The 16,276-nt window shown below is 62.3% G+C and carries 12 protein-coding genes and 2 pseudogenes; 4 read left to right on the forward strand and 10 right to left on the reverse strand.

The features are described from left to right. Positions 1-95 precede the first annotated feature (95 nt). From ABIB24_RS17510 to ABIB24_RS17525, 4 genes are read right to left on the reverse strand one after another with little or no spacing between them, the layout of a single operon-like run. On the reverse strand, positions 96-3,113 hold the full coding sequence (locus ABIB24_RS17510) for a sarcosine oxidase subunit alpha (RefSeq protein ID WP_025337395.1): 3,018 nt from the start codon (positions 3,111-3,113) through the stop codon (positions 96-98). Beyond that, complete coding sequence (locus ABIB24_RS17515) at positions 3,110-3,445, reverse strand: sarcosine oxidase subunit delta (RefSeq protein WP_013970519.1); 336 nt, start codon at positions 3,443-3,445, stop codon at positions 3,110-3,112. The genes ABIB24_RS17510 and ABIB24_RS17515 overlap by 4 nt, the downstream gene beginning before the upstream one ends. Before the next feature lie 14 nt (positions 3,446-3,459). After that, positions 3,460-4,710 (reverse strand): sarcosine oxidase subunit beta family protein, encoded by a 1,251-nt coding sequence (locus tag ABIB24_RS17520; protein ID WP_003255680.1) that lies wholly within the window; start codon positions 4,708-4,710, stop codon positions 3,460-3,462. 15 nt (positions 4,711-4,725) lie between these two features. After that, positions 4,726-5,979, reverse strand: a complete 1,254-nt coding sequence (locus ABIB24_RS17525; RefSeq protein WP_025337394.1) for a serine hydroxymethyltransferase — start codon at positions 5,977-5,979, stop codon at positions 4,726-4,728. Between the two features lie 337 nt (positions 5,980-6,316). Here ABIB24_RS17525 and ABIB24_RS17530 point away from each other — a divergent pair, with 337 nt between their 5' ends. Beyond that, positions 6,317-7,357, forward strand: coding sequence for a threonine aldolase family protein (locus ABIB24_RS17530; protein WP_025337393.1), 1,041 nt, complete (start codon positions 6,317-6,319; stop codon positions 7,355-7,357). A 153-nt stretch (positions 7,358-7,510) separates the two neighbouring features. Here the strand turns inward: ABIB24_RS17530 and ABIB24_RS26875 are convergent, their stop codons facing one another. From ABIB24_RS26875 to ABIB24_RS17545, 4 genes and pseudogenes are all read right to left on the reverse strand, one after another. Beyond that, on the reverse strand, positions 7,511-8,248 hold the full coding sequence (locus ABIB24_RS26875; RefSeq protein ID WP_371915766.1) for a methyl-accepting chemotaxis protein: 738 nt from the start codon (positions 8,246-8,248) through the stop codon (positions 7,511-7,513). 126 nt (positions 8,249-8,374) lie between these two features. Next, positions 8,375-9,532, reverse strand: a pseudogene (locus ABIB24_RS26880) (HAMP domain-containing protein); the annotation flags it as partial. 95 nt (positions 9,533-9,627) lie between these two features. After that, the gene (locus tag ABIB24_RS17540; protein ID WP_025337391.1) at positions 9,628-9,930 is read right to left on the reverse strand and encodes a cell division protein ZapA; all 303 of its coding nucleotides are present in this window, start codon (positions 9,928-9,930) and stop codon (positions 9,628-9,630) included. After that, a complete protein-coding gene (locus ABIB24_RS17545; protein WP_085618417.1) occupies positions 9,927-10,157 on the reverse strand; it encodes a hypothetical protein in 231 nt (76 codons plus the stop codon). The genes ABIB24_RS17540 and ABIB24_RS17545 overlap by 4 nt, the downstream gene beginning before the upstream one ends. A gap of 290 nt (positions 10,158-10,447) precedes the next feature. Here ABIB24_RS17545 and ABIB24_RS26885 point away from each other — a divergent pair. Both ABIB24_RS26885 and ABIB24_RS26890 read left to right on the forward strand, forming a co-directional pair. Continuing rightward, a pseudogene (locus tag ABIB24_RS26885) lies at positions 10,448-11,203 on the forward strand (MCP four helix bundle domain-containing protein); the annotation flags it as partial. Then, positions 11,195-12,058: a methyl-accepting chemotaxis protein gene (locus ABIB24_RS26890; RefSeq protein ID WP_406669825.1), complete on the forward strand. Its 864-nt coding sequence runs from the start codon at positions 11,195-11,197 to the stop codon at positions 12,056-12,058. The pseudogene ABIB24_RS26885 and the gene ABIB24_RS26890, both read left to right, overlap by 9 nt. 123 nt (positions 12,059-12,181) lie before the next feature. Here ABIB24_RS26890 and gbcB read toward each other — a convergent pair whose 3' ends face one another. Further along, positions 12,182-13,282: a glycine betaine monooxygenase reductase subunit gene (gbcB, locus tag ABIB24_RS17555; protein WP_015268654.1), complete on the reverse strand. Its 1,101-nt coding sequence runs from the start codon at positions 13,280-13,282 to the stop codon at positions 12,182-12,184. A gap of 295 nt (positions 13,283-13,577) precedes the next feature. On the opposite strand from gbcB, the gene gbca reads away from it, so the two are divergent. Next, positions 13,578-14,870, forward strand: a complete 1,293-nt coding sequence (gbca, locus tag ABIB24_RS17560; RefSeq protein WP_137162803.1) for a glycine betaine monooxygenase oxygenase subunit — start codon at positions 13,578-13,580, stop codon at positions 14,868-14,870. Between the two features lie 79 nt (positions 14,871-14,949). Here gbca and ABIB24_RS17565 read toward each other — a convergent pair whose 3' ends face one another. Continuing rightward, positions 14,950-15,783, reverse strand: coding sequence for an RHS repeat-associated core domain-containing protein (locus ABIB24_RS17565; protein ID WP_137162802.1), 834 nt, complete (start codon positions 15,781-15,783; stop codon positions 14,950-14,952). Positions 15,784-16,276 lie beyond the last annotated feature (493 nt).

A 16,276-nucleotide genomic window follows, 5' to 3' on the forward strand; every position in this document is an offset into this window, starting at 1 on the left:
TTTACCCGCGAAGAGGGCGGTGAATCCACCATCGCATTCGCGGGTGAACCCGCTCCCACAGAGGTCGCATTCCAATCAGAGCTACCGGTGAAGCCTCAAACGTTCTGCCGCTCACCCTTCGGATCGAAGAACACCGAAGACACGATCTCCGCCTCGATCACGCTGCCATCCGCCTGCGGCGAGTAGACGCGCTCGCCCATGCGCTTGAGGCCGCCTTTGACCACACCCATGGCGAACGAGTAGCCCAGGGAGTTGGACGCGTAGCTGGAGGTGACGTGGCCAACCATATCCATCGGGATCGGCTGTTTCGGGTCGAACACCAGCTGGGCGCCTTCCGGCAGCCACTGGTTCGGGTCGACCGGCTTCAGGCCTACCAGTTGCTTGCGGTTGTCGCGCAGGCAGTCTTCGCGGTTCATGCCACGCAGGCCGATCCACGAGAACGGCTTGTTACGGCCCACGCACCAGCTCATGTTCAGGTCGTCCGGGTTCATCGAGCCATCGGTGTCCTGACCAACGATGATGAAGCCCTTCTCGGCACGCAGTACGTGCATGGTCTCGGTACCGTACGGGGTCAGGTTGTACTTCTTGCCTGCCTCGATGATCTGTTCCAGCACGCCCATGGCGTAGTTGGCCTGCACGTTGACTTCGTACGACAGCTCGCCGGTGAACGAGATACGGAACACCCGGGCCGGTACGCCGCCGACGTTGCCTTCCTTCCAGGTCATGAACGGGAAGGCTTCCTTGTCCATGTCGATGTCGGTCAGCTCGCTCAGCAGCTTGCGGCTGTTGGGGCCGGACAGGGTCATGGTGGCCCAGTGGTCGGTGACCGAGGTGAAGTACACCTTCAGTTCCGGCCATTCGGTCTGGTGGTACAGCTCCATCCACTGCAGCACGCGGGCGGCGCCGCCAGTGGTGGTGGTCATGATGAAGTGGTTGTCGCCGACGCAGGCGGTCACGCCGTCGTCGAAGACCATGCCGTCTTCCTTGCACATCAGGCCATAGCGGGCCTTGCCCACGTCGAGCTTGGTCCAGGCGTTGGTGTAGATGCGGTTGAGGAACTCACGCGCATCCGGGCCCTGGATGTCGATCTTGCCCAGGGTCGAGGCGTCCAGCAGGCCCACGCTGTCGCGCACGGCCTTGCACTCACGGGTCACGGCGGCGTGGATGTCTTCACCGGCTTTCGGGAAGTACCACGGGCGCTTCCACTGGCCGACGTCTTCGAACTCGGCGCCGTTCTTCACGTGCCAGGCATGCAGGGCGGTGAAGCGTACGGGCTCGAACAGGTGACCACAGTGACGGCCCGCTACTGCACCGAAGGTAACCGGCGTGTAGTTGGGGCGGAACATGGTGGTGCCCATTTCCGGGATGGTAATGCCGATCGAACGGGCGGCGATGGCCAGGCCGTTGATGTTGCCCAGTTTGCCCTGGTCGGTACCGAAGCCCAGCGCGGTGTAGCGTTTCACGTGCTCGACCGACTCGAAGCCTTCGCGGGTGGCCAGTTCGATGGCGGCCGCGGTGACGTCGTTCTGCTGGTCGACGAACTGCTTGGGTGCGCGGGCAGTGCCCTTGTCGTGCGGCACCTGGAACAGCGCCACGGTGGCCTCTTCCTTGCGCGCAACGGTTTTCGGCAGGCTGCCGACGGTGGCCTTGAAGCCCGCTTCGGTGGCTGCGCGAACGCCGCCTTCGAAGCCATCGGCAATCACGTCGCCCAGGGCGTAGACGCCGTTGATGCCACCCACGCATTCGCGTTTTTGCGGGGCATCGCCCGGCACGAAGCCGAGGATGTCTTCACGCCATACCGGGCGACCGCCCAGGTGCGAAGCCAGGTGCACGATCGGGCTGTAGCCGCCGGAGGTGGCGATCAGGTCGCACTCGAGGGTTTCGCCAGGGCTGGTGACCTTGTGTGCCTGCACATCGATGGCGGCCACGCGGGCGCCGGTGACGTGCTTGCTGCCCTTGGCCTCGATCACGGCGCTGGAGGTGAGGATGCGAATGCCTTTGGCACGTGCTTCTTCAACCAGCGAGCCACGCGGGTTGTGGCGGGCGTCGGCAATGGCGACCACTTGCAGGCCGGCGTCGTGCCAGTCCAGCGCGGCGCGGTAGGCGTGGTCGTTGTTGGTCGACAGCACCAGCTTGCGGCCCGGGGCCACGCCGTAGCGGCGTACGTAGGTGGACACGGCACCGGCCAGCATGTTGCCCGGCAGGTCGTTGTTGCCGTACACCAGCGGGCGCTCGTGGGCGCCGGCAGCCAGCACCACGCGCTTGGCGCGGACGCGGTGTACGCGGTGGCGTACCTGGCCGATCGGGGCGCGGTCGCCGAGGTGGTCGGTGAGGCGCTCGTGGATGGTCAGGAAGTTATGGTCGTGGTAGCCGTTGACCGTGGCACGTGGCAGCAAGGTCACTTCCGGCAGGCTTTCCAGCTCTTTCACCACGGCGCTGACCCAATCGGCAGCAGGCTTGCCGTCGAGGGTTTCGCGGGTGTCGAGCAGGCTGCCGCCGAACTCTTCCTGCTCGTCAGCCAGGATCACGCGGGCACCGCTGCGGGCTGCGGCCAGTGCAGCGGCCAGGCCGGCAGGGCCAGCGCCGACGATCAGCACGTCGCAGTGCTGGTTCATGTAGTCGTAGCTGTCCGGGTCGTTCTGCAGCGGCGCGCGGCCAAGGCCCGCGGCTTTGCGGATGTACTTCTCGTAAGTCATCCAGAACGATTTCGGGTACATGAAGGTTTTGTAGTAGAAGCCCGGCGGCATCATGCTGCCGCCCACCTTGCCCAGGATGCCCATGACGTCGTTGTTGACGTTCGGCCAGCCGTTGGTGCTGGTAGCTACAAGACCTGCGTACAGCGCCTGCTGGGTGGCACGCACGTTGGGGATCTGGGTGGCTTCGCTCGAGCCGATCTGCAGGATGGCGTTCGGCTCTTCGGTACCGGCGGCGATGATGCCGCGTGGGCGCGAATACTTGAAGCTGCGGCCGACGATGTCGACGCCGTTGGCCAGCAGTGCGGCGGCCAGGCTGTCACCGGCATAACCTTGGTAGGTCTTGCCGTTGAAAGTGAAGTTCAGGACCTTGCTGCGGTCGATACGGCCGCCGCTGGCGAGGCGATAGGTCTGGCTCATACTTTTTCCCCTTGGCCTTTGACGGTCGACGCGGCGCTGTTCTGCTTGCCGCTGGCGGTCACTTGCGGCTTCTCGCCAATCTTGTAGGTTTCCAGAATCTCGTAGGTCACGGTGTCGCGGGTGACGTTGAAATACTGGCGGCAGCCGGCAACGTGGTCCCACAGTTCGTGGTGAATACCGCGTGGGTTGTCACGGTAGAACATGTAGGTACCCCACTCCTCGTCGGAGCAGGCGTTAGGGTCCAGCGGGCGGGCGATGTGCGCCTGGCCAGAGGCGTGGAACTCTTCTTCGGAGCGCAGCTCGCCGCAGTGGGGACAGAAAATATGCAACATGACGGTGTCTCCGGTTAGTGGGCGACGGCGGCGGCGCCGTGTTCGTCGATCAGTGCGCCGTTGTAGAAACGGTCCATGGAGAACGGCGCGGCCAGTGGGTGCATTTCGCCCTTGGCCAGGCTCGCGGCGAAGACGTTGCCCGAACCCGGGGTCGCCTTGAAGCCGCCAGTACCCCAACCGCAGTTGAAGAACATGTTCTTGACCGGGGTCTTGGTGATGATCGGGCAAGCGTCCGGCGAGGTATCGACGATGCCGCCCCACTGGCGGTTCATGCGTACGCGCGAGAGGTTGGGGAACATCTCGACGATGGCCTGCAGGGTGTGCTCGATCACCGGGTACGAACCGCGCTGGCCGTAGCCGACCCAGCCGTCGATACCGGCACCGATCACCAGGTCGCCCTTGTCGGACTGGCTGATGTAGCCGTGCACGGCGTTGGACATGATCACGCTGTCGATGATCGGCTTGATCGGCTCGGATACCAGTGCTTGAAGCGGGTGCGATTCCAGCGGCAGGCGGAAGCCGGCCAGCTTGGCCATGTGCCCGGAGTTACCGGCGGTGACCACGCCGACGCGCTTGGCGCCGATGAAACCTTTGTTGGTTTCCACGCCAATGACCGCGCCGTTTTCCTTGCGGAAACCGATCACTTCGGTCTGCTGGATCAGGTCCACGCCCAAGGCGTCGGCGGCACGGGCGAAGCCCCAGGCCACGGCGTCGTGACGGGCCACGCCGCCACGGCGCTGCACGGTGGCACCAAGGATCGGGTAGCGGGTGTTCTTCGAGCAATCCAGGTACGGGATCTCGGCCGCGACCTGGGCGGTGTTGAGCAGCTCGCCATCCACGCCGTTCAGGCGGTTGGCGCTGACCCGGCGCTCGGAGTCACGCATGTCCTGCAGGGTGTGGCACAGGTTGTACACGCCGCGCTGGGAGAACATCACGTTGTAGTTGAGGTCCTGGGACAGGCCCTCCCACAGCTTCATGGCGTGCTCGTACAGGTGCGCCGATTCGTCCCACAGGTAGTTGGAACGCACGATGGTGGTGTTACGGGCGGTGTTGCCGCCGCCCAGGTAACCCTTCTCGATCACGGCAACGTTGGTGATGCCGTGTTCCTTGGCCAGGTAGTAGGCCGTGGCCAGGCCATGGCCGCCACCGCCGACGATAACCACGTCGTAGACCTTTTTAGGGGTTGGCGTGCGCCACATGCGCTGCCAGTTCTCGTGGTGGCTGAGGGAGTGCTTGAAAAGGCCGAAGCCCGAGTAACGTTGCATGGTGTGTGACTCCACTCAGCGGTAAACAGGGAAATCTGCGCACAGGGCCGCGACGTTCTTCGCCACATCGGCTTCGACGTCTGCGTCACCGAGGTTGTCGAGGATGTCGCAGATCCAGCCGGCCAGGGCCACGCACTGAGCGACCTTGAAGCCGCGGGTGGTGACGGCCGGGGTGCCGATACGCAGGCCCGAGGTGACGAATGGCGACTGCGGGTCATTCGGCACGGCGTTCTTGTTGACGGTGATGTGCGCGCGGCCCAGGGCGGCGTCGGCATCTTTGCCGGTGAGGCCCTGGCGGATCAGGCTGACCAGGAACAGGTGGTTGTCGGTGCCACCGGAAACCACGTCGTAGCCGCGGTCGATGAACACCTGGGCCATGGCCTGGGCGTTTTCGATCACTTGTTGCTGGTAGGCCTTGAATTCAGGCTCCAGTGCTTCCTTGAAGCACACGGCCTTGGCGGCGATAACGTGCATCAGCGGGCCGCCCTGGGCGCCAGGGAACACCGCGGCGTTCAGTTTTTTCTCGATCTCTTCGTTCGACTTGGCCAGGATCAGGCCGCCACGTGGGCCGCGCAGGGTCTTGTGGGTGGTGGTGGTAACCACATCGGCGAACGGGATCGGGTTCGGGTACAGGCCAGCGGCAACCAGGCCGGCTACGTGGGCCATGTCGACGAACAGCAGCGCACCGACCTTGTCGGCGATGGCGCGGAAGCGTGGGAAGTCGAGGGTCTTGGAGTAGGCCGAGAAGCCGGCAACGATCATTTTCGGCTTGTGCTCGACAGCCAGGCGCTCGACTTCGTCGTAGTCGATCAGGCCGGTGTTGGTGTCGATGCCGTATTGCACAGCGTTGTACAGCTTGCCCGAGGACGACACCTTGGCGCCGTGGGTCAGGTGGCCGCCGTGGGCCAGGCTCATGCCGAGGATGGTGTCACCAGCCTGCAGCAGGGCCAGGTAGACGGCACCGTTGGCCGAGGAGCCGGAGTGCGGCTGGACGTTGGCGTAGTCGGCACCGAACAGCTGCTTGGCGCGCTCGATGGCCAGGGCCTCTACCTTGTCCACGTGCTCGCAGCCACCGTAGTAGCGCTTGCCCGGGTAGCCTTCGGCGTACTTGTTGGTCAGGCCGCTGCCTTGGGCCTGCATCACGCGCTTGGAGGTGTAGTTTTCCGAGGCGATCAGCTCGATGTGGTCTTCCTGGCGCTGTTCTTCGGCATTCATCGCCGCCAGCAGTGCATCGTCGTAACCCTGGATCTGGTCTTGCTTGCTGAACATCGTGTATCTCCCGGCAGCGATCATTTTTTGTCGTGGGGCACTGTGGCCCTTTGTGGCGATGTTATGACTGGCCGGGGCGGGTCAGATGCCTGCGCACGCCTTGCAATGGCGCGTTTACGACATTCGTTGCGGTGTTGGCTTCTTCGCGGGCACGCCCGCTCCCACAGGGATCTGCACAGGCCCATGGTTCCTGGCCTGCGCGGTCCTTGTGGGAGCGGGCGTGCCCGCGAAGAGGCCGGCACAGACAACACAGCCATCAGCCCATGCACAGCTTGTATAGGCAACTGCTGAATCGATGGTTTAGAGTGCTGTTCTGCGTCGTTCACAGGACAGTGTCATGACAGATAAGAGCCAACAATTCGCCAGCGACAACTATTCCGGCATCTGCCCCGAAGCCTGGGCAGCGATGGAAAAGGCCAACCATGGCCACGACCGCGCCTATGGCGACGACCAGTGGACCGAACGCGCCGCGGAATACTTCCGCAAGCTGTTCGAAACCGACTGCGAGGTGTTCTTCGCCTTCAACGGCACCGCCGCCAACTCCCTGGCCCTGGCCTCGCTGTGCCAGAGCTACCACAGCGTGATCTGCTCCGAGACCGCCCACGTCGAAACCGACGAGTGCGGTGCGCCGGAGTTCTTCTCCAACGGCTCCAAGCTGCTGACCGCGCCCAGCGTCAACGGCAAGCTGACACCGCAGTCGATTCGCGAAGTGGCGCTGAAGCGCCAGGACATCCACTACCCCAAGCCACGGGTGGTGACCATTACCCAGGCCACCGAGGTGGGCACCGTCTATCGACCCGACGAGCTGAAAGCGATCAGCGCCACCTGCAAGGAGCTGGGGCTGAACCTGCACATGGACGGCGCTCGCTTCAGCAATGCCTGTTCGTTCCTGGGCTGCAGCCCGGCAGAGCTGACCTGGAAGGCCGGCGTCGATGTGCTGTGCTTTGGCGGCACCAAGAACGGCATGGCGGTGGGCGAGGCGATCCTGTTCTTCAACCGCCAACTGGCCGAGGACTTCGACTACCGCTGCAAGCAGGCCGGGCAACTGGCTTCGAAGATGCGCTTCCTGTCGGCGCCTTGGGTGGGCCTGCTGGAAGATGGCGCCTGGCTGCGCCATGGCGCGCATGCCAACCATTGCGCGCAGTTGCTCGCCTCGCTGGTGAGTGACTTGCCGGGGGTGGAGCTGATGTTCCCGGTTGAAGCCAACGGGGTGTTCCTGCAGATGCCGGAGCACGCGATCGAAGCACTGCGCGGCAGGGGGTGGCGGTTCTATACCTTCATTGGCAGTGGCGGGGCGCGGTTCATGTGCTCGTGGGATACCGAGGAAGAGCGGGTGCGCGAGCTGGCGGCGGATATCCGCGCCATCATCGGCGCCTGACAGGCCGCATTCGCGGGTAAACCCGCTCCCACAGGGATCGCGCAGGTTTCAAGGCCTGTGGTGAGCCTGTGAGAGCTACAGGTACAGCACTGCCCTCAAGAGCAATGATGAACCTGTGGGAGCGGGTTCACCCGCGAAGAAGCCAACACGGATCTAAAGCCTGAACCCACCCATCTGCCGCGCCAGGTCATCCGCCAACCCACGCAACGCCTGGCATTCCTCGCGGCACCCCTGCACCTCCGCCGCGGTCTCCCGCGCCAGGTCGGAAATCCCCTGCACCGTACGGTTGATCTCCTCGGTCACCGCCGACTGCTCTTCGGTCGCAGTAGCCACCTGATGGTTCATGTCGCTGATGTGCTCCACCTGGTCAGTGATCGCCCCCAATGACGCCCCGGTGCGCTGGCTCGACTCCACCCCGCTACCCGTCGCCTGCTGCCCCGCCTGCATCGAACTCACCGCCGACCCCGCGCCCTGCTTCAAGCGCTGGATCATCTGCTGCACTTCGTCGGTGGACAGCTGCGTGCGCCGGGCCAAAGTACGCACCTCATCGGCCACCACGGCAAACCCACGGCCCATCTCCCCTGCCCTGGCCGCTTCGATGGCGGCATTCAGCGCCAGCAGGTTGGTTTGCTCGGAAATGCTACGAATAACCGCCAGAACTTCGTCGATCGAGGCCACTTCATCGGCCAGCTGGCTGACTGCATCTGCCGCCTTGCCGATATCACCCGACATCCCCTCGATACCACGGATCGAGCGTTGCACCACTTCACGCGCCTGCAGGGCTTCGTCCCTCGCCGACTGCGAGGCCTGGGCCGCATCGCCGGCATTGCGAGCAATGTCCTGCACGGTCAAACCCATTTCGTGCACGGCGGTAGCGACCATTTCGGTCATTTCCTGCTGGCGCCCGGAACGCTCGGCGGTGTTGTCCACCACCTGTGTCACCTGCTCGACCGCTAGGTGCAGCCGCTCGGAAGTGTGCAATACCTCGCCGATCAACCGGCGCTGGCTGTCGAGGAAGCGGTTGAAGCCACGCGCCAGGTCGCCCAGTTCGTCCTGGCGTGAATCGTCCAGCCGGTGGCTGAGGTCGCCCGCGCCACTGCCAATCTGCACCAGCGCCGCTGTGACGCGGCGGATCGGCCGCACCAGGCCACGCGCCAGCAGCACCACCAGCAGCAGCGATACCAGGGCCACGGCACCACCGATCAGGCTGGTCAGCCATACCGCCTGGTGCATTGGCGCGTAGATTTCCTCCTCCGGCACCTCGGCCACCAGGGTCCAGTTGAGGTCGCGCAGGGGCAGGCCGAGCGCCAGGTAGCTTTCGCCGTCACGGCTGAAGCGGCTGCTGCGCAGGCCTTCGCCGCCGGTCATCAGCGCCTTGGCGGCATCCGCGCCGAGCTGTTCGGTGAGCTGGCGTTTGCCGCTGAAGGCAGCGTCCGGATGAACCTGGATCAGGCCATCGTTACGCACCAGGAACACCTTGCCGTGCTCGCCAAATTTGAAGTCATGAATCAGCTTCGACAGTTCGGTCATGCGCAGGCCCATGCCAGCCACACCGACCAGTTGGCCGTTCTTTTCCACGCGATAGTCGATGAACAGCGCGAGCTCGCCGGTGGCACCGTCGATGTCGATGTTGATCAGGCGTTCGGCGCCGCTGTCGATGTAGCCGTAGAACCATTTGTCCTTGGGGTTGCTGCGGCTGAGGGTACGGTCCAGTCCATTCTCGTTGTAGTAGTGACCGGTTTCGGTCGAGACGAACAAGGTGGTGAAGGCCTGGTTGCGCTGCTTGGCGGCGGTCAGGTATTCGATGAATGGAGCGGCCTGGGCGGGGTCTTCACCGGCGGCAAGCCAGTCGCGCAGCAGGGTGTTGCCGGCAATATCCGCCGCCGCCACCAGCGGCTGGCCGAGCATGCGCTCAATGTCGTTGCGGATGGCCTCGATGCTGGCGGGCAGCGCGGTATCAACCAGGTAGCGTTCGGTGAGGCGGTTTAGCGCCACCGTGAAAATGATGACCACCACCAGGATGCTCGCCAGCAGGGCGGCACCCATGCTGGTGATCAACTGCCACTGGATGCTCTTGCGCCAGATACGCATGTCTCTACTCCCCGCATAATTATTGTTTTGCGGAAAGTGTATACACTTGCGTATCCAGTTAATCCAGTGATCTGAAGCAATCATATGCCCTGTGGGAGCGGGTTTACCCGCGAATGCGATGCTGAATGCACTGACGCATTCGCAGGTGAACCCGCTCCCACAGAGGTCGATGCAAGGCCTTATTGTTCGGCTATGGTCCGCACGATGGCGTCCACCGTGGCGTCGATCTGCGCCTGGGTACGCTCCAGCGTCTTGCGGTGCTCATCCTGCTGCTCGATCTGCCGCGAACACAGGTTCAGCGCGGCCAGCACCAGCAGCTTGTCGCCGATCAGGGTCGGGTACTGACGCTTGGTCTGGGCCAGGGCGGTGTTGAGCATCTGCACCGCCTGGGCCAGGGTCGCCTCCTGGCCTTCAGGCGCCTTGATCGAATAGTCGTTGCCGAGGATCGACACGACATTGATCGGCTGCGCTCGCAGTGTCATGCGCCTACGACGCCGGCGTTGGCGCGCTCGAGCAGGGCCTGCAGGCGTGCGGCGGTGCTGCCGTTCTTCTCTTCCTGCTCCATCAGCGACAGCTGCAGGGTTTCGTTCTCTTCCTTGGCCTGGGCCAGTTCCTGGCCGAGGACGGTGTTCTGCTCGGTGAGTTGAGCGTTCTTCTGCATCAGGTCGCTGACCAGTTGCTCGATTTGGTTCAGGGAAGCTTCCAGCATGGGTCTATCTCAGGTTGTTGCGAGGGGCGCACACGATAAAGAAAAGTACGGCCCATCGCCATTAAATATCGGATTCACAAGGTGTCTAACCCGCAGATTGACAGAGGAACCACCCCCTTGTTCCGACATGGGTCAACCGCCGGTCAGGAAAAGGTTAGCAACCTCACAATTTTCGCCAACAGCACTCAAGACTGAGCAGTCACAACCGATAGCCCGGCAAGTCATGTTCTGTCGCACTTTGCGCACCCTTTTCCCTTTGCCTGGATCGTCCCTTCATGTCTCTACGTAATATGAACATCGCCCCGCGCGCGCTGCTCGGCTTCGCGCTCATCGGCCTGCTGATGCTTGGCCTCGGCATCTTCTCCCTCATCCAGATGGGCAACATCCGCCAGGCTGGCGTCGTCATCGAACAGGTCAGCGTGCCCAGCATCAAGATCCTCGACGAACTCACCGCCCTGAACCTGCGCATGCGCACCCTCTCCTACCGCCTGCTGCTCAACCGCGAGCCGGCGACCCAGCGCGAGACCCTGAGCCTGCTGGACGAGCGCAACAGCCAGATCGACCGTGCACGCCAGGCCTACCTGCCGTTGATCGGCGCCGCCGACGAACAGGCTGCGTTCGACCAGTACGGCCAGTTGCTCACCCAGTACCGCCAGCTTGAGTCACGCATGCGCAGCCTGAGCCAGGCCGACCGCGTCGACGAACTGCGCGACCTGCTCAACCGCGACCTGCTGGCCAACTCCGAACAGATCAACAAGGTCATGGACACCCTGGTGCGCATCAACACGGACCAGACCCGCGCCACCAATGAGAAGGCCGCCAACCAGTACGACGCTGCCTTCGCCCTGGTGATCGGCCTGCTGGTCGCCGCCACCGTGCTGACTTTCGTCTGCGCCTTGCTGCTGACCCGCAGTATCGTCAAGCCGATCGAAGAAGCCCTCAAAAGCGCCGAACAGGTCGCCGACGGTGACCTGACCCACGTCATCCGCGCCGAAGGCACCGACGAAGCCGCCCGCCTGCTGCGTGCCATGGCCCGCATGCAGGACAAGCTGCGCGATACGCTGCAACAGATCGCCGGCTCCGCCACCCAGCTGGCCTCGGCGGCCGAAGAGTTGAATGCCGTCACCGACGAAAGTGCCCGTGGCCTGCAGCAGCAGAACAACGAGATCGAGCAGGCTGCCACTGCGGTAACTGAAATGACCAGCGCCGTGGAAGAAGTGGCGCGCAATGCCGTGAGCACCTCGGAAGCGTCCAGTGAAGCCAGCCGCTCCACCGGTGATGGACGTGACCTGGTGATGGAGACCGTGGGTGCCATCGAGCGCATGAGTGGCGATGTGCAGGCCACTGCCAAACTGATCACTCACCTGGCCGAACAGTCACGCGATATCGGCAAGGTGCTGGACGTGATCCGTGGCCTGGCCGACCAGACCAACCTGCTGGCGCTGAACGCCGCGATCGAGGCGGCACGTGCCGGTGAGGCGGGCCGTGGCTTTGCCGTGGTGGCGGATGAGGTGCGGGCGCTGGCTCATCGTACCCAGCAGTCGACCAGCGAGATCGAGCGGATGATCGGCAGTATCCAGGGCGGTACGGAAGAAGCGGTGGAATCGATGCGCACCAGCACCGAGCGTGCCGAATCCACGTTGAACATTGCCCGTGGCGCAGGCATGGCGCTGGACACCATCGCCGGGGCGGTGGCGCAGATCAACGAGCGTAACCTGGTGATTGCCAGCGCGGCGGAAGAGCAGGCGCAGGTGGCGCGTGAAGTGGATCGTAACCTGGTGAACATCAATGACCTGTCGGTGCAGAGTGCTACCGGGGCGCATCAGACCAGTGCGGCGAGTGCGGAGTTGTCGCGGTTGGCCGTGGATCTGAATGGGTTGGTGGCGCGGTTCCGTACTTGAAAAAACTGGGGCCGCTTTGCGGCCCATCGCGACACAAGGCCGCTCCTACAGGAAGTACGCAATCCCCTGTAGGAGCGGCCTTGTGTCGCGATGGGCTGCAAAGCAGCCCCCTGCAATTTCAGATCAGTAATCGATCCGCACATCCCCTTTCGGCACGCTGCAGCACGACAGGATGTAGCCCTCGGCTTCGTCCTCTTCGGTAATGCCGCCGTTGTGTTCCATCTCCACTTCGCCGCCCAGCTTGAGCACCTTGCAGGTGCCGCAAATGCCCATGCCGCAGGCTTTCGGGATCATCAGGCCAACCTTGGCCGCCGCCGCGTGCACGGTCTCGCCCGGGGCGATGCGGATGCTCTTCTCGCTGCCGATGAACTCCACCAGGTTGAGATCGGCCGCATCCAGTTCCGGCGCGTCGGCAGCCTGCTCGGCATGCTCCACCGCATCGGCCTTGGCCTCGGGCGGCGTCGCGCCGAACGATTCCTCGTGATAGTTCTTCATGTCGAAGCCGACCGCTTCGAGCATGCGCTTGACCGCAGTCATGTATGGCGTCGGGCCGCAGCAGAACACCACGCGGTCCATGTAGTCCGGCGCGATCAGCTCCATCAGGCGCTGGTTGAGGTAACCGCGATAACCCGCCCACGGCTCACCCAGGCCATGCTTTTCACAAATGATGTGCAGGCTGAAATTGGGGATGCGCGAGGCCATCTGCTCCAGCTCGCGGTGGTAGATGATGTCCTTCGGCGAACGGGCGCTGTGCACGAACACCATGTCGACATTGCCGTTGGTGTCGTAGAACCAGCGCGCCATCGACATGACCGGGGTGATCCCGACACCGCCCGAAAGGTAAAGCACCTTCTGCGCCGGGAAATCGATAGCGTTGAACAGCCCCACCGGGCCGTGCACCGGCAGCTCGGCGCCTTCGTGCATGGTGTCGTGGAGGAAGTTGGACACCAGGCCGCCCGGTACACGCTTGACGGTGATCGAGAAGCTGTAGGGCACCGACGGTGAACTGGAGATGGTGTAGGAACGCATCACCGGCTTGCCTTCGATCTCCAGCTCCAGGGTGACGAACTGCCCCGGCTTGAAGAAGAACATGATCGGCTGATCGGCCATGAAGCAGAACGTGCGCACGTCCCAGGTCTCCTGGATGACCTTGACGCAGCGCACGATGTGACGGCCGTTGGCCCAGGTCTGGGTAGTGACCGGATTGAGGAAGGTATCGGACATGTTCATCTCCAGCAGCCGACTATTGGCCTTTTTATGGCTTGGATAATGCGCAAGCTGAAGACGACGTACATTCCTGCCAGCGACATCGGCGTGCTTATCGCGACCAGCCCCGCGCTGCAAGGGCTGGCGCGTCGTAATTCAAATCGGCCATGTCGCCCATGGATACGGTTCATGACGCCTTCGGACGCACACTCCACGGCAAAACAACCAGCTGTTTCTTGATAAGCAGCCTTGCGGCACCACAACAACGATTAGCCACCTTTTGCCGGCCGCACACGGCCCCGAGGAATACACGATGGACGTCACCGCAACCCTGAGCCTGGGCGATCCACTGGAACCTGCACGCAAGGCCACCGCCGAGATGCTGCAGACCCGCGAGCGCACCTACTCGCTGCCCCAGCCTTTCTACACCGACGAGCGTCTGTTCCAGATCGACATGCAGGAGATCTTCCACAAGGAATGGCTGATCGCCGGCATGACCTGCGAGATCCCGGCCAAGGGCAACTACATCACCCTGCAGATCGGCAAGAACCCGATCATCGTGGTGCGTGGCGCCGAAGGTAAGGTGCACGCCTTCCACAACGTCTGCCGCCACCGCGGTTCGCGCCTGTGCGTCAGCGACAAGGGCAAGGTGGCCAAGCTGGTCTGCCCGTACCACCAGTGGACCTACGAGCTGGACGGCCGCCTGCTGTTCGCCGGTACCGAAATGGGTGCCGACTTCGACATGAACCAGTATGGCCTGAAGCCTGTGAACGTGAAGGTCGCCGGCGGCTACATCTTCATCAGCCTGGCGGAAAACCCGCCTGCCATCGACGAGTTCCTGGCCACCCTGGACCACTACATGGAACCGTACGACATGGAAAACACCAAGGTGGCGGTACAGACCACCTTGATGGAAAAGGCCAACTGGAAGCTGGTGCTGGAAAACAACCGCGAGTGCTACCACTGCAACGGTTCGCACCCGGAGCTGCTGCAAACCCTGCTGGAATGGGACGACACCAACGACCCGCGCGCCAGCCAGGAATTCAAGGACCACGTGGCCGCCTCCGCTGCCGCCTGGGAAGCCGAGAAGATCCCGTACCTGCACAAGAGCCATGGCCTGCGTAACCGCATCGTGCGCATGCCGCTGCTCAAGGGCACCGTGTCGATGACCATGGACGGCAAGCAGGCCTGCCAGAAGCTGATGGGCCGTATCAAGAACCCGGACCTGGGCTCGATGCGCATCCTGCACCTGCCGCACTCCTGGAACCACTGCATGGGCGACCACATGATCGTGTTCACCGTGTGGCCGATCAGCGCCCAGGAAACCATGGTCACTACCAAGTGGCTGGTGCACAAGGATGCCGTAGAGGGTGTGGACTACAACCCCGAGAACATGCGCAAGGTGTGGGACGCCACCAACGACCAGGACCGCCGCCTGGCCGAAGAGAACCAGCGTGGTATCAACTCCACTGCGTACCAGCCTGGGCCATACTCGAAGACCTACGAGTTTGGCGTGGTCAACTTCATTGACTGGTACAGCCAGCGCTTGCTGAACAACCTGGGGGCGGAGCCGGCGGCGTATCTGAAGGAAGTGCAGGCGCAATAAGTAATCAGTAACCTGACAGCGCTCTGCCTGCTTGCGAGGCAGAGTGCGTCAGGCAACCAGTTGTGTCTACGAATCAATGCTACACCTGAACACTGTGGGGTCGCGGGTTCGTCCTCCTTATCTTATTTGCAGCTGCTATCAACATAAGGCCTGCGTTATTCAGTGCATCTGGCAACATTGTGACATCCGCTAGAGTCTCTAAAAGTATCATAGGAGTCTCTGTCGGATATGCCTTCAGGTAGCCCAGCACCTCCGAGAGTCCATCGAAGTTTCCTGTCCAACCGCCCACAGTATTCGTATACACGGCCGTGATGCCGGCTATATCGCCTACCGTCTGCGCTCTAGGTACATCGCCTACGACAAAACTGTATACGTTACCCGTTACACCAGCGACGCCTGTAAAGAAGTGATGCATATTCGCGATTCTATCTTTATCACTCAGCTCCTTATGGCCCTGATAATTCTCGGGCCGTAGGATTTCCCCTCGCGTAATTTTCACATCGCGCCTGCGCCCCACAATATTACGAGCAGTGCGTATAACCGCTCCAAGCCCCGTGGTGGCGCTGGATACCGTAAAGCCAGCCCTAAGCCCAACGAAGTACCATTCCGCACCACCTGGGTCATGCCGATTCACGGGATCACCGCCACAATAGGCGTATCCATTGATGTCGCCCCTGGAGAATGGGCTTAGCGAGTCAGGCGAGATAAACCGCATCAGGACCGGGCTGTAGTAACGACGGCCGTTCCCCAGCGGGTAATTACCAGTCAATGGATCACGATATTGGCCGCAAAAAGCCAGACTTGGTGTCGGAGTAGATTTCGAGTCACCATAGGGTGAATACGCACGCGGTTCGGACGGTCTCCCCCACATCACTGACTGTTGCCGATCAGTGCTTAACAATAGCTTCGACATGGTTTATCCACAGTTCCCGGATCTTGTGGATACCTTAGCGATAGCGTGAAAATGTGGGTACTGGCAAAAATACTAGGCGGATTGATCATTATTTGATCAATCCCATGCAGGCCTTATGAAACCTTGCCTGTAGAGAATTCCGTACACCTTATCCACAAGGACACCAACAGAGATTGTGTGCAAAACTTCGCGCGACTGAAAGTGCTTGTGGATAACGCGAGAAAACCTCGATCCTTGCCACATCTGTAGAGCAGAAGCAGATCATGATCACTTTTTGCCCAAATCTTCGTAACGCTTGAATCCAGAGGCCTGCAGCGAAGCACAAACACTTTATCCACACCTTGACGAACAGATTTGGTGGGCAAAAGCACTCGCTCGGTTCTGAGTACGGAATGTGAGAGCAACTGTCTTGCTCAATTTCTAAAATCTAGCGCGTCACCTGTGGGAGCGGGCTTGTCCCGCGAACACGGGCGAAGCCCGTGCCATCCGGCGC

The organism is Pseudomonas sp. UYEF17, from assembly GCF_040546125.1.
Lineage (GTDB): Bacteria > Pseudomonadota > Gammaproteobacteria > Pseudomonadales > Pseudomonadaceae > Aquipseudomonas > Aquipseudomonas putida_Z.

Coding starts and splice junctions, on each gene's coding strand:
- ABIB24_RS26875 (WP_371915766.1), bottom strand. CDS start 8,248: ATGACCGAAATGGTCGCTACCGCCGTGCACGAAATGGGTTTGACCGTG.
- ABIB24_RS17540 (WP_025337391.1), bottom strand. CDS start 9,930: ATGACACTGCGAGCGCAGCCGATCAATGTCGTGTCGATCCTCGGCAAC.
- gbca (WP_137162803.1), top strand. CDS start 13,578: ATGGACGTCACCGCAACCCTGAGCCTGGGCGATCCACTGGAACCTGCA.
- ABIB24_RS17565 (WP_137162802.1), bottom strand. CDS start 15,783: ATGTCGAAGCTATTGTTAAGCACTGATCGGCAACAGTCAGTGATGTGG.
- ABIB24_RS17520 (WP_003255680.1), bottom strand. CDS start 4,710: ATGCAACGTTACTCGGGCTTCGGCCTTTTCAAGCACTCCCTCAGCCAC.
- ABIB24_RS26890 (WP_406669825.1), top strand. CDS start 11,195: ATGCAGGACAAGCTGCGCGATACGCTGCAACAGATCGCCGGCTCCGCC.
- ABIB24_RS17510 (WP_025337395.1), bottom strand. CDS start 3,113: ATGAGCCAGACCTATCGCCTCGCCAGCGGCGGCCGTATCGACCGCAGC.
- ABIB24_RS17515 (WP_013970519.1), bottom strand. CDS start 3,445: ATGTTGCATATTTTCTGTCCCCACTGCGGCGAGCTGCGCTCCGAAGAA.
- ABIB24_RS17545 (WP_085618417.1), bottom strand. CDS start 10,157: ATGCTGGAAGCTTCCCTGAACCAAATCGAGCAACTGGTCAGCGACCTG.
- gbcB (WP_015268654.1), bottom strand. CDS start 13,282: ATGTCCGATACCTTCCTCAATCCGGTCACTACCCAGACCTGGGCCAAC.
- ABIB24_RS17525 (WP_025337394.1), bottom strand. CDS start 5,979: ATGTTCAGCAAGCAAGACCAGATCCAGGGTTACGACGATGCACTGCTG.
- ABIB24_RS17530 (WP_025337393.1), top strand. CDS start 6,317: ATGACAGATAAGAGCCAACAATTCGCCAGCGACAACTATTCCGGCATC.